We start from the raw sequence: 12,749 nt of genomic DNA, 5'->3' as shown, positions 1-12,749 counted from the left end.
CCATCCTGCGCCTCACGTGGCCCGAGTCCCGAAGCGGGGTGCGGGAGACGAAGCGGCAAGCCGGGCACTATGACAGTTCTTGTCATGAAATGACGGGTGCGCCTCCTGACCGTGACGGGCGCGCCTCCTGACCGTGACGGGCGCGCTCGCGATCAGGACGGGGCGCACCTCTCCTGACCGTGACGGGCGCGCTCACGGTCAGGACGGGTGCGCCTCTCCCGCGGGCGTGGCGGGGCGTCTCAGAGCGGTGTCAGTCCGCGCGGCGCGCAGCCGGCAGCGGGGTCACCGGTGTGCAGCAACTCATCACCGTGCGGAACCACCCGATCGGATCACTGCGCACGGACCCCGGAGAGCGGACCATGGCCTCACGCACACACCCGGTGCGATGTCTTCCGGCAGGCGACCCCTGCTTTCCGTGAGGAGCCCTCATTGCCCACCCGTCGCACGGCCGCCGCCCCTCACCGAGGCGTCGCACGCCGCACCCCCGCTCGTCGGGCCACTCCCCGCCGATACCTGATGTGCGCTCCGGCCCACTTCAGGGTGACGTACTCCATCAATCCCTGGATGGATCCCAGCAAGCCCGTGGACCTCCCCCTGGCCCAGACCCAGTGGGAGGACCTGCGCGACCGGTACCGCGCCCTCGGGCACACCGTGGAGCTGCTCACTCCCCACCCCGGGCTGCCCGACATGGTCTTCGCCGCCAACGGCGCCACCGTCATCGACGGCCGGGTGCTGGGGGCCCGGTTCGCGTACCGGGAGCGGTACGCGGAGGCCGGGGCCCATCGCGCGTGGTTCGTGGACCACGGCTTCACCGAGGTCCACGAACCGGCCCACGTCAACGAGGGCGAGGGGGACTTCGCGGTCACCGCGTCGTACATCCTGGCCGGCCGGGGCTTCAGGTCCAGCCCGCTCTCGCACGACGAGGCGCAGGAGTTCTTCGGGCGCCCGGTGATCGGGCTCGATCTGGTCGACCCGCGCTACTACCACCTGGACACGGCCCTGTCCGTGCTCGACGACGCGGGCGACGAGATCATGTACTACCCGGGCGCGTTCTCGCCGGGCAGCCGCTCGGTGCTGGCGCGGCTCTTCCCCCATGCGCTGATCGCCCAGGAGGCGGACGCGGCGGCGCTCGGCCTGAACGCGGTGAGCGACGGGCTGCACGTGCTGCTGCCGCAGGGCGCCACGGGGCTCCTGGAACCCTTGCGGGCGCGCGGCTTCGAGCCGGTGCCGATGGATCTGGGTGAGCTGCTGAAGGGCGGCGGCAGCGTGAAGTGCTGCACGCAGGAGCTGCGCGGGTAGCCGGGGGCGCCTGTGGCCGAAGGCGCCCCCGGAAGCCGCCCGAGCGGCCGGAGGCGGTCCGGCCCGGGGCCGTCCGGCCGGGCCCTCAGGCGCCGGACGGCCCCGTGTCGCGTGGCGGCCACGCGTCGCCCCAGGCGATGTCCCGGGCGGCCCGGTACAGCTCGCCGTGCCGCTTGGTGACCGTGGAGCGGCGCAGGGCCTCGTCACGGGTGCACAGGTCCAGCAGTACCTGCCCCTTGCGGATCTGCGGCTTGCGGATGACGCGCTCCCGGACGGGCTCCGTCCCGAAGCGGGTCGCCACGACATAGCTGAACTTCTCGTCCTCGTAGGGCAGCGAGCCGCCCTTGACCTGCCGGTGCAGCGAGGAGCGGCTGACCCGGGCCGAGAAGTGGCACCAGTCCGCGCCCGGCTCTATGGGGCAGGCGTCGTCGTGCGGGCAGGGCGCGGCGACCTCAAGCCCGGCGGCGATCAGACGGTCGCGGGCCTCGATGATCCGGTCGTAGCCGTCGGGGGTGCCCGGCTCGACGATCACGACCGCTTGTGCGGCGGCTGCCGCCGCGGCGACGAGACCGGCGCGGGCCTCTTCCGTCAGCTCCTTGAGCACGTAGGAGACGGTGATCAGGTCCGTGGGGGCGAGTTCGAGGCCCGCGCCGATGCGGGCCCGGCGCCACTCGGCGGCACGCAACGCGGGGACGCCGGAGGCGGCGGCCAGTTCACGGCCGAGGGCGAGTGCGGGCTCGGCCCAGTCCAGGACGGTGGTCCGCGGCCCCTCCCAGGCCCCTGCCACGGCCCAGCTCGCCGCTCCGGTGCCGCCGCCGACGTCGGTGTGCGTGGCGGGCACCCAGTCCGGGGCGGCCTCCTGGAGCGCGGCGAGGGCGGACCGTACCGCTTCGAAGGTCGCGGGCATCCGGTACGCGGCGTACGCGGCGACGTCGGAGCGGTCGCGGAGCACCGGGGCGTCGGTGGGGGTGGTCCCGCGGTAGTTGGCGATGAGCCGGTCGACGGCCTGGGCCGCCTGCTTGGGCGGCAGCCCGTCGAGCAGTCCGGCCAGCGCCGTGCGCAGGACTTCCGCGGTGGGGAGGGTGGCGTTCACCGACGAATTGTAGGCGGAGGTGAACCACCTGTTTCCGGCCTGCCACCGGAAGTGGAAGACGCCGGATCCGAACTGCCCCGAGGTCTCCGCCAGTTGCTACGCTGACCGGCGCGAGGTCGGGATCGCCCATAGAGGGAAACCATGAGACAGAAGATCGTGCGCCTGGTACTGGTCGGCGGAATCCTCCTGCTTGCCATGCTTCTTCTGCTGGCCACCTGCGGCAGCGGCGAGAAGAGCTCCGACAAGCCGAAGAAACAGGTCGCCGCGAGTGCGGCACCGGTGACCCAGCTCACCGTTCCCTCCGTGTTCTCCACGAAGGACGGCTGGGAACTCATCGGTACGTCGCCCGACTACGCGCTCTCCCGGACGACGGGCGCTCTCGCCTACCTCGTGCGGATCTCGGACACGCAGTACCAGCTGCGGACCATCGATTCGGAGACCGGGGAGGCCGGCTGGCACGGCGAGACCTGGCGTCCCCCGTCCCCGCAGCACTTCCCGAAGCTGCTCCCGGTCACCGTGGACGACCACGAGTACTTCGTGACGTGGGCGTACGGGAAGGTCGGCGAGAACGCGCTGACGCCTGCCGACACGATCGTCTCGCTGGACGTCTACGACGTGGAGGACGGCTCCCGGCGCCGCATCGAGGTGCCGTGGGGCTCCGTGCCGACGGTCTCCACCACCGGTCCCGGCATCCTCATCAGCGACGGCCGGACGAACAGTGCGGTGGTCGACCCGGTGTCCGGCCGGGTGTCGAAGGTCGCCGCCGACGCGCTCAAGTACCCGAAGGGCTGCAAGACCTGCAAGCAGCTCACCGAGGTGCGCGGGTTGACGGGGGCGGGGCTGCTGGTCAGCGGGGCCAAGGAGTTCTGGGTGCAGGGCGGCTGGTTCAGCCGCAATGTCGCCCCCAAGGGCACCGACCGGGTCAGCGGAATCCCGACCTCGGTGATCCCGGGGCTGATCCTGGCCAAGTGGCAGCTCGCGAAGGGGGCGAAGCGCGCCGCCACGCACGACCTGTGGGCGGTGCACGACCTGGAGACGGGCAAGCCGCTCGCCTCGGTGGAGTGCAGCAAGCCCGCGATCAAGCCGGGGCAGTACCCGCAGCTCGTCTCCGCCCCGTCGGGCAACTTCCTGGTGGCCGGGCCGCTCGCCTTCGACCTGTCGACGAAGCGGGGGTTCTGCTTCGAGGGGACGGACGGTACGAAGCCGCTGACGCTGGCGTCGGTGAACGACGAAGGCGTCGCGTACGGCGCGGCCAACGCGCGCAACGCCGCGGACGTACTGGCCGGTGGCGGCGCCCCCGTCGCGGTCGCGGTCAGGAGCGGCTCGACGGGTGCGCTGCCCTCCAACCAGCGGGTTCCGGGCGCGGTGACGTCGGACGGCGTGGGCCTGTTCCGCTGGACGGACGAGAAGGACCGCCCGCATCTGATCGGCTACCCGAGCGCGCACTAGTCCGCGTCACCGTGTCACGCGGCGGGGCACGGCCCGGCCCGCGTGACACGGCCGGGCAGTGCCGCGCCCCGCTGCTACCCGCTACGGGTGGGGCGCGGGAAGGCCGGAGCGGCGCACCCGGCGCGTGGGGCCGGCCCCGTCACGCAGCCCGCTGCCAGGGCCGGCACATCCCCAGGAAGCAGGCCATCGCGCCCACCGCGCACACCAGTTGCACGACGGCCATGGGAACGGCGGTCTCCTCGCCCGCGATCCCGACGAGCGGCGAGGCGATGGCACCGATCAGGAACGACGACGTACCGAGAAGCGCGGAGGCGGACCCGGCGGCGTGCTTCGTCCGCATCAGGGCCTGCGCGTTCGTGTTCGGCATCGCGAGCCCCATCGCCGACATCAGCACGAAGAGCCCGGCGGCCACCGGGACCAGACCCACGTCCCCGAAGACCCCGGTCGTCATCAGCAGCAGCGCCACCGCGGCCAGCACGATGACCGAGAGCCCGAAGCCGAGCGCCCTGTCCAGGCTGATCCGGCCGACCAGCACCTTGCCGTTGATCTGGCCCACGGCGATCAGACCGATCGAGTTGATGCCGAAGAGCAGGCTGAACGTCTGCGGTGAGGCTCCGTAGATCTCCTGCACGACGAACGGCGACGCGCTCACGTACGAGAAGAGGGCGGCGAAGGCGAGGCTGCCCGCGATCATGTAGCCGGTGAAGACCCGGTCGGCGAGCAGCCCGCGCATGGTGCGCAGCGCGTCGCCGATGCCGCCGGTGTGCCGGTCCTGCGGCGGCAGGGTCTCGTGCAGCCACTTCCAGACGACCAGGGTGAGCAGCACGCCGACGACGGTGAGGACGGCGAAGATCCCCCGCCAGTCGGTGAACCGCAGCACCTGCCCGCCGATCAGCGGCGCGATGACCGGTGCGACGCCCGAGATCAGCATCAGGGTGGAGAAGAACGAGGCCATCTCCAGGCCGTCGTACAGGTCGCGCACCACCGCGCGGGAGATGACGATCCCCGCCGCGCCGGCCAGCCCCTGGAGGAGGCGGAAGCCGATGAGGAGTTCCGGAGTGGGCGCGAAGACGCAGATCGCGGTGGCGACGACGTAGACGATCATGCCGAGGAGCAGCGGCCTGCGCCTCCCCCACCGGTCGCTCATCGGTCCGACGACGATCTGTCCGAGCGCCATGCCGGTGAGACAGGCGGTGAGGGTGAGCTGCACGGTCGCGGCGGAGGCGTGCAGCGAGTCGGTGACCGCGGGCAGCGCCGGGAGGTACATGTCCATGGAGAGCGGCGGCAACGCCGTGAGGCCGCCGAGAACCAGGGTGACGAGGAGTCCGGTGCGCCGGGCCGCGGTGGAGGCGGCCGGATGTCCCGGAGGTGTGCCGGTGTCCAGGGATCCCGCGGTCCCGGTCCCGGTGGTCGGTATGTGTGTGCGTTCCTGCTGGGCCCGGCTCGCGCCGCTCTCCGGCATTTCCATCTCCATGTCGTTGAATCCGCATCTATGCTCTCAGCTCAGCGGGGCTGGTCGAGACCTTTTTGGAGCAGGCATGGCGGATATGAGCGGAAAGGTGCGCTGGGGCGTACTGGCCACGGGCGGAATCGCCGCGACGTTCACCGAGGACCTGCGGTCGATGCCGGACGCGGAGGTGGTGGCCGTCGCGTCCCGTACGGACGCCTCGGCGAAGGCGTTCGCGGAGCGGTTCGGCATCCCCCGGGCGTACGGCAGCTGGGCCGACCTCGTCGCCGACGACGAGGTCGATGTGGTGTACGTCGCGACGCCGCACTCGGCGCACCGGGAAGCCGCCGCGCTGTGCCTGGAGGCCGGGAAGCACGTGCTGTGCGAGAAGGCGTTCACGCTCAACGCGCGGGAGGCGGACGAGCTGGTGAAGCTCGCCCGCGACCGCGGCCTCTTCCTGATGGAGGCGATGTGGACGTACTGCAACCCGGTGGTCCGGCGCATGACGGAGCTGGTCCGGGACGGCGCCATCGGCGATGTCCGCACCGTGCAGGCCGACTTCGGGATCGCGGGTCCTTTCGGTCCGGAGCACCGGCTGCGCGACCCGGCGCTGGGCGGCGGCGCGCTGCTGGATCTCGGGGTCTATCCGGTGTCGTTCGCGCATCTGCTGCTGGGCGAGCCGGACGGGGTGCAGGCCGACGCGCTGCTTTCGCCCGAGGGCGTCGACCTGAACACCTCGATGCTGCTGACCTGGTCGGGGGCGGGCGCCTCGGCACTGCTGAACTGCTCGATCGTCGGGGACACCCCGCAGACCGCCTCGATCACGGGCACGAAGGGGCGGATCGACTTCCCGCGCGGCTTCTTCTACCCGGAGCGGTTCGTGCTGCACCGGGAGGGGCGCGAGCCGGAGACGGTCACCGCTCCGGCGACGGGTCCGGATCTGCGCGGCATGCAGTTCGAGCAGGCCGAGGTGGCGCGGGCGCTGCGGGCGGGCGAGACGGAGTCGCCCCTGGTGCCGCTGGACGGATCCCTCGCCGTGATGCGGACGCTCGACGCGGTGCGTGAGCGCATCGGCGTCCGCTACCCGGCCGACGGCCTCGGCTGACCGGCCCCGGCCGCCAGGGCCTCGGCCTGAGTTCTGTCCTGCGGCGGTTCGACGGGCGGCGAGGCTGCCGGGGGCCTCTGATCGGGCGGCCCGCGGCGTCGGACGGCCGCCCGTCCGGCCGGGCCGGGAATGCCCCGGGGCGCGGCTGGGTTGACCTCCGGCATGAGCCGAAATCCAGGTGCCGAGGTCCTGCGCTACACCGCCTTCTCCACCGACCCGGAGGGCGGCAATCCGGCAGGGGTCGTCCTTGACGCGTCCGGCCTCGACGACGCGGCGATGCTCGCGGTGGCGGCGGAGCTGGGTTACAGCGAATCGGCCTTTCTGACCGGGAGCGGCGACCCGGGCGGCGAAGGGCCGTCGGCTGCCCGCGCCTACACGATCCGCTACTTCAGCCCGAAGGCCGAAGTCCCGTTCTGCGGCCACGCCACCGTGGCGACGGCCCTCGCGCTCGCCGAGCGCGACGGCCCCGGCGATCTGGTGTTCCACACCCGCGCGGGTGCGGTCCCGGTCACGGTCGCCCAGGAGGGCGGCGAGCTGCGCGCCACGCTCACCAGCGTCGAACCGGACGTCGTGGACATCGCCCCGGACGACCTGTCGGAGGCGCTGGCCGCCCTGGACTGGCCGGCTGCCGACCTCGACCCCGCCCTGCCGCCCCGCATCGCCTTCGCGGGCGCCCGCCACCTGGTGCTGGCCGCCGCGACGCGTGAGCGGCTCGCGGGCCTCGCGTACGACTTCGCCCGCCTCGAAGCCCTCATGCACCGGCTGGACCTGACCACGCTCCAACTGGTGTGGCGGGCATCGCCGACCGTCTTCCACGTCCGCGACCCGTTCCCGGTCGGTGGCGTGGTCGAGGATCCCGCGACGGGCGCGGCGGCGGCCGCCTTCGGCGCCTATGCGCGCACCCTGGGCCTCGTCCCGGACACCGCGGCCCTCACCCTGCACCAGGGCGAGGACATGGGCCGCCCCGGCACGCTGTCGGTGGAGCTGCGGGCGGGCGACGCCCGGGTGCGGGTGAGCGGTACGGGCACGCGGATCGAGGCGTGACGCGGAGGCGCCGCGGGGCCGTCAGCCGCTGAGGTGCCGGCGGTACCAGGACGCGTGCCGGGCGAACGCGGCCGGGAACCCTTCGCCCGGCTCCCAGCCGAAGTCCCGGCCGACCCGTTCGTCGGTGAACCAGTGGTCCACGGCGAGCATGCCGAGGTGGTGCAGCGCGTACGGGACGCCGGCGAGCCGCTCGCGGGCCGTGTCCACGTCGACGCCGGTGGTTCCCCAGGGCAGCCGGAGTTCGTCGACGACCGTGGACAGCAGCTGCGAACAGCTCACCGGATCGGGGTGGTTGACGTGGTAGACCCCGGCCGGGCTCTTCGGGGACAGCGCCGCACCGAGCAGCGCCCGGCCCAGCGCCTCCACGTCGATCATCGAGTGCCGCGCCTCGCAACCGGTCAGACCGGCCGAGAGCTGCCGGACCAGCGCGACCAGACCGGGCACGGCCCATCGGTCCCCGGCCCCGTACACGATGTGCGGGCGCAGAACGACGCCGCCGGCCGCCAGGACGTGCTGTTCGGCGGCGGCGCGGGTGCGGCTGGTGGCCGAGGACGGGGCAGGCTCGGCCTCTCCGGGCCGCAGCCGGGTGAACGGGCCCCGGCCGTAGACGGATGCCGTGCTCAGGTACACGATCCGGGTGACCCCGCAGCGGTTCGCCTCTTCGACCAGAGCACGGGTTCCATGATCATTTACGGACCGGGCGGTCGGTTCGTCGCCACCGATCCAGGAGGCGCAGTGGATCACCGCGTCGATGCCCTCGCAGCTGCCGCGCAGTGTCGCGGGGTCGGCGAGATCTCCGTACACCGTCTCGACGCCGCTCCCGGCGCTCTCCGTCGCCGATACGGCGAGGGCTGTCCTGTGGGTCATGAGACGCGGCCGGAGGCCGGGGGTGGCCCGGGCCGCGGCCACGACGTGACCGCCGATGAAGCCCGTCGCTCCGGTGATGAGTATGCGCAGTGTCATGACTGGTCATTCTGCCGGTCGCCCGGCCGGCTCCCCCGGCTCCCGGCCGTACCGTGCCGGCCGACCGGAGAGCCGAGGACGCAGGCGAAGACCTGCTCGCCGTCCTGGGTCGCCGAGACATGCACCCGGGTCGTCGCACGGTCGGCGGACGGGACGGACCGGGCCTCGATCCAGCAGGGGCGGTCCAGTTCCACGTAGCGGAGGAAGTCGGTCTTCACCGACGCCGGAAGGAAGTCGTGGCCGGGAGTGGCGGCGACGGCGGCCTGCCGGGCCGCCTCCAGCAGCAGGATGCCCGGCACATGGTCGTTGGGCCGCCCGAACAACGTCGGATGCCCGGTGTCGAGCCGCAGTTGCCACACGTTCCGCTGCGGTCCGGGTGCCAGTACGACGTCGCGTTCATCGGTCCTGCCCACCTCGGCCGGTGCGAGGGCGGGCAGGAGGGGTATCGGAGCGCCGATCACGCCCTGCCGGTCGCCCCGCAGCCTGTCGTACACCTTGGCCGAGGTGCAGCTGATGCGCCCGCCGCCGCGGGCGAGGACGGTGCCGAGGCGGTGCAGGAGCAGTTCGACGTGCATGGAGCCGAGGCTCCGGCCGCGCCGCCGGATCCGGGAGCAGGACACATCCACCGTGATGTCCCAGGACTCCTCGTCCAGGAGGAGCTGATCGGGCTCGGAGACGTACGCCAGCTCCCACATCACGAACTGGTCCCCCACCGGGACGTCGAACGCCGCGTGCCCCAGCAGCATCGTGGTCTGTCGCATGGTCTCCGCGATCAGCAGCGGGTCCTGGTAACGGCCGGACACGGGGGTGAAGAAACGGTGCGCCTGCGGCCAACGCGCCGCTACGGAGAACTGGGTGTCGGTCTGCGGCGTCCAGGCGGTCGGGAAGACGTCCTCGGCATCGGACCGGTGCACCAGATGTCTCGGGAAGGCCGGCTCCCCGTGCCTGCCTCTCAGCGCCGTCCCGTCCCCCGCGGGCGTGCTGGGGAATTCGGTGGCGTCGGCGTCCCCGACGGGCACCAAAGCGCTGTGCGAGGTGAGCTGAACCATGAATTTTCCTCCCAGGGGATCCTTACCGGGAGGGCGGGCCACCCTCGCAGTAAGATACTGACAGTCCGGTTTTCCTATCCAGCCATATCCCAGTGGCGCTGACCACGCCACGACCGAGAGAGACTCGTAGCTGATGGCACAGCAGGCGCGCGCGATCCAGACTCGGCGGTCGATCCTGGTGGCGGCCGCCGCTGTTTTCGATGAACGCGGCTACAGCAGCGCCACCATCAGTGAAATCCTCACGCGGGCCGGGGTGACAAAAGGGGCGCTCTACTTCCATTTCACCTCGAAGGAAGACCTGGCACTCGGGGTGATGGACGTGCAGCTGGACAGCGATCCGCTGCCTCCCCAGCTGACGAAGCTTCAGGAACTGGTCGATCAGGGCATGCTGCTCGCCCACCGGCTCCGTCATGAGCCGCTGGTGCGTGCCAGCGTCGGACTGGCCATGGACCAAGCCGTGGAGGGCCTCGACCGCGGCACCCCGTTCCGTGCCTGGATAGACCGGCTCGAACAGCTGCTGAACGCGGCGAAGGACCAGGGCGAACTCCTGCCGCACGTCCAGCCGCGCGAGACCGCGGAGATGCTGGCGGGTTCCTTCTCCGGTATTCAGGTGATGTCCCAAGCCCTGTGCAAGCGGGAGGACTTGGGGCGTCGGATCTCCGTCCTGCTGCATTACGTACTGCCGAGCATCTCCACCCCGGCCGTACTGGCCACCCTCGACATGGCCGAGGACCGCGGTGAGCGGCTGTTCGGCACCCTCGAAACGGTGCCCAGTCAGGCAGGCGCGTCCGGCTGACGGGCACGGGGAGCGGCGCGGCGCCGTTCCCACACCGGGGCCATGACGACGGGCAGCACCGGGTCATGACGCCCGGCAGGACGTGGAGGCCGAACTCTGCGACGTCATCGTGACGGCGATGGTCGCCCTGCGCACCCTCATCCCCGATGCGGCAGCCGTCTTCGACGGACATGTGCGGCGCATCGCGGCGCGCTCGCGGGGCCGGGTCGACTCCGCACGGAATGCCCCGGGGGCATCGTCCTGACGTCGCTCTGACGTCGTCCTGCACATTGCTCCGGCGTCCCTCTGGCCCCGTCCTGACGAAGAGTCACCCGGTATGACACGGCGGCGACCACCCGTTGAACATCGGGTGACGAGAGGGCCGCTACGATCGCGGGCACCGCAGCGAAATCAGGAGTGCCGACCGTGTCCCCACCGCGCATCGCCGTATCCATCGTCACCATGGGCGATCGCCCGCGGCAGGTCGAAGCGCTGCTCGCCTCGGTGGCCGGGCAGGACGTCCGGCCGGACCGGGTCGTCGTCGTGGGCAACGGCTCACCACTCCCGGACTTCACCGCCTTTCCCGGTCTGTCCGATCTGCCCGGCGGCGTCACGGTGATCGAGCTCGACGAGAACCTGGGCTGCCCCGGGGGCCGCAATGTCGCCCTGCGCGAGCTGGCGGAGTTCGGCGACACGGACGTCGTCATCGAGCTCGACGACGACGGACTCCTCGTCGACAACGGGGTGTTCCGCAAGGTCCAGGAGCTGTACGCCGCCGACCCGCGGCTGGGCATCGTCGGCTTCCGGATCGCCGACGAGCACGGCGAGACCCAGCGCCGCCACGTCCCGCGCCTGCGCGCGGCCGACCCGATGCGGCGCGGCCCGGTCACCGCGTTCCTGGGTGGCGGCCACGCATTCTCCATGAAGATGCTCGCCGAGACGGGGCCCTGGCCCGCGGAATTCTTCTTCACGCACGAGGAGACGGACCTGTCCTGGCGGGCGCTCGACGCCGGCTGGCAGATCCTGTACGAGCCCGATCTGCTGCTCCAGCACCCCAAGACCTCCCCGGCCAGGCACTCCGTCTACTACCGGATGACGGCCCGCAACCGCGTCTGGCTGGCACGCCGCAATCTGCCGCTCCCCCTGGTCCCGGCCTACCTGGGCGTCTGGACGCTCCTCACCGTGGCCCGCACCCGGTCCGCGACGGGCCTGCGCGCCTGGGCCGGCGGCTTCACCGAGGGGGTCCGCACGCCGTGCGGCAGGCGCCGGCCGATGCGGTGGCGCACGGTGTGGCGGATGACGAAACTGGGACGGCCGCCCGTCATCTGACCGCCGTCCCGTGTCGGGCCCGCCGGGACCACTGCGTGCTCAACGCGCCGGTCCCCCTCCGAAGGTCCCCGGCGCGGTGGCACCGTCCCCGTACGGGAGGATGCGACGCAGGAGCCCCTTGGGATGGCCCCGCTTCCGCCACTCCCTGGGGTAGCCGATCGAGACCTCCTCGAAGCGCACCCCGTCGTACCAGGTCGTGCGGGGAATGTGCAGATGTCCGTAGACCATGGCGGCCACGTTGAAGCGCCGGTGCCAGTCGGCGGTGAGTTCCGTACCGCACCACTGGGCGAACTCGGGATACGTCAGGACGGCCATCGGGTCGCGGACCAGGGGCCAGTGGCCGGCGATGACCAGCGGAATCTCCGGGTCGTGCGCGGCAAGACGCTGCTCGGTCTCCGCCACCCGCGCCCGGCACCAGGCGTCACGGCTCGGGTACGGGTCGGGGTGCAGCAGATACTCGTCGGTGCACACCACCCCCGTCTCGTGCGCGTATGCCAGGGACTGCTCCTTGGTCGTCGTGCCCGGCGCCCGGAAGCTGTAGTCGTACAGCAGGAACACCGGCGCGACGGCCACCGGTCCTTCGGGGCCGGGCCACACCGGATACGGGTCCTGCGGCGTGGACACCCCGAGCCCCCGGCACACCTCGACCAGATGCTCATACCGTTCCTGGCCCCGCAGTTGGACCGGATCGCGCGTGGGCGTCCACAGCTCGTGGTTCCCCGGGGTCCAGATCACCTTGGAGAAGCGGTCCGCGAGCAGCCGCAGCCCCCACTCCACGTCCTCGGCGTGTTCCGCGACGTCTCCGGCGACGATGAGCCAGTCCTCGTCCGATTCCGGCCGCAGCGACTCGATGATGGGACGGTTTTCCCCGATCCCGACGTGAAGGTCGCTCACCGCGAGCAGCGACCCGCGGTTTCCATCAGCACGATCGGACATGGAGACCCTTTCCCGAGGAGTGACTGAACAAGATCGTGCCTCATGGACGGTCTCGACACAGCACCCTTCGGCCGGCTGTCACGCGTGTGTCACAGGAGTTGCCAACGATTGCCTCGGGGCTCCCGAGTCGATAATCATGGGACTCACGGGTATTCGAACGGCTTGGCAGGGGGACTGGATGAAGTTCGACATGGGGGCGCAGGTTCTTACGAGTCTGTCGTCGAAGTCGCGTGGTTCGAGTGATGATCTGGGGACGTTGA

The 12,749-nt window shown here is 71.5% G+C and carries 12 protein-coding genes; 7 read left to right on the top strand and 5 right to left on the bottom strand.

The window, feature by feature from the left end; all coding sequences use genetic code 11:
- Positions 1 to 429: 429 nt before the first annotated feature.
- Positions 430 to 1,299, top strand: coding sequence for a dimethylargininase (gene ddaH, locus ACFVUT_RS31905; RefSeq protein ID WP_389657021.1), 870 nt, complete (start codon positions 430 to 432; stop codon positions 1,297 to 1,299).
- Between the two features lie 85 nt (positions 1,300 to 1,384).
- Here the strand turns inward: ddaH and ACFVUT_RS31900 are convergent, their stop codons facing one another.
- On the bottom strand, positions 1,385 to 2,392 hold the full coding sequence (locus ACFVUT_RS31900; RefSeq protein ID WP_389657018.1) for a small ribosomal subunit Rsm22 family protein: 1,008 nt from the start codon (positions 2,390 to 2,392) through the stop codon (positions 1,385 to 1,387).
- Between the two features lie 141 nt (positions 2,393 to 2,533).
- Between ACFVUT_RS31900 and ACFVUT_RS31895 the strand changes: the two genes are divergently transcribed.
- Complete coding sequence (locus ACFVUT_RS31895; protein WP_389657015.1) at positions 2,534 to 3,841, top strand: hypothetical protein; 1,308 nt, start codon at positions 2,534 to 2,536, stop codon at positions 3,839 to 3,841.
- Between the two features lie 139 nt (positions 3,842 to 3,980).
- Here ACFVUT_RS31895 and ACFVUT_RS31890 read toward each other — a convergent pair whose 3' ends face one another.
- Positions 3,981 to 5,303 (bottom strand): multidrug effflux MFS transporter, encoded by a 1,323-nt coding sequence (locus ACFVUT_RS31890; RefSeq protein ID WP_389657012.1) that lies wholly within the window; start codon positions 5,301 to 5,303, stop codon positions 3,981 to 3,983.
- Positions 5,304 to 5,388: 85 nt separating this feature from the next.
- Here ACFVUT_RS31890 and ACFVUT_RS31885 point away from each other — a divergent pair, with 85 nt between their 5' ends.
- Complete coding sequence (locus ACFVUT_RS31885; RefSeq protein WP_389657229.1) at positions 5,389 to 6,393, top strand: Gfo/Idh/MocA family protein; 1,005 nt, start codon at positions 5,389 to 5,391, stop codon at positions 6,391 to 6,393.
- A gap of 162 nt (positions 6,394 to 6,555) precedes the next feature.
- Positions 6,556 to 7,437, top strand: a complete 882-nt coding sequence (locus ACFVUT_RS31880) for a PhzF family phenazine biosynthesis protein (protein WP_389657009.1) — start codon at positions 6,556 to 6,558, stop codon at positions 7,435 to 7,437.
- 21 nt (positions 7,438 to 7,458) lie between these two features.
- On the opposite strand, the gene ACFVUT_RS31875 is transcribed toward ACFVUT_RS31880, so the two are convergent.
- Together ACFVUT_RS31875 and ACFVUT_RS31870 are read right to left on the bottom strand one after the other, a co-directional pair.
- Positions 7,459 to 8,400, bottom strand: coding sequence for an NAD-dependent epimerase/dehydratase family protein (locus ACFVUT_RS31875; RefSeq protein WP_389657006.1), 942 nt, complete (start codon positions 8,398 to 8,400; stop codon positions 7,459 to 7,461).
- Positions 8,397 to 9,449: a ScbA/BarX family gamma-butyrolactone biosynthesis protein gene (locus ACFVUT_RS31870; protein WP_389657003.1), complete on the bottom strand. Its 1,053-nt coding sequence runs from the start codon at positions 9,447 to 9,449 to the stop codon at positions 8,397 to 8,399. Before ACFVUT_RS31870 ends, ACFVUT_RS31875 begins: the two co-directional genes overlap by 4 nt.
- A gap of 133 nt (positions 9,450 to 9,582) precedes the next feature.
- Here ACFVUT_RS31870 and ACFVUT_RS31865 point away from each other — a divergent pair, with 133 nt between their 5' ends.
- The 3 genes from ACFVUT_RS31865 (at position 9,583) to ACFVUT_RS31855 (ending at position 11,553) form a co-directional block, all read left to right on the top strand.
- Positions 9,583 to 10,245: a ScbR family autoregulator-binding transcription factor gene (locus ACFVUT_RS31865; protein ID WP_389656998.1), complete on the top strand. Its 663-nt coding sequence runs from the start codon at positions 9,583 to 9,585 to the stop codon at positions 10,243 to 10,245.
- An 82-nt stretch (positions 10,246 to 10,327) separates the two neighbouring features.
- A complete protein-coding gene (locus ACFVUT_RS31860) occupies positions 10,328 to 10,489 on the top strand; it encodes a hypothetical protein (RefSeq protein ID WP_389656995.1) in 162 nt (53 codons plus the stop codon).
- 161 nt (positions 10,490 to 10,650) lie between these two features.
- Positions 10,651 to 11,553, top strand: coding sequence for a glycosyltransferase family 2 protein (locus ACFVUT_RS31855; RefSeq protein WP_389656992.1), 903 nt, complete (start codon positions 10,651 to 10,653; stop codon positions 11,551 to 11,553).
- Between the two features lie 39 nt (positions 11,554 to 11,592).
- Here the strand turns inward: ACFVUT_RS31855 and ACFVUT_RS31850 are convergent, their stop codons facing one another.
- Entirely contained in the window at positions 11,593 to 12,489 is an 897-nt protein-coding gene (locus ACFVUT_RS31850; RefSeq protein ID WP_389656989.1) for a metallophosphoesterase family protein, read from the bottom strand.
- Positions 12,490 to 12,749: the final 260 nt, after the last annotated feature.

The organism is Streptomyces sp. NPDC058051 (assembly GCF_042885475.1).
Lineage (GTDB): Bacteria > Actinomycetota > Actinomycetes > Streptomycetales > Streptomycetaceae > Streptomyces.
The sequence above is the reverse complement of the archived record's forward strand: the minus strand, read 5'-3'. Positions and strand labels throughout refer to the sequence as shown.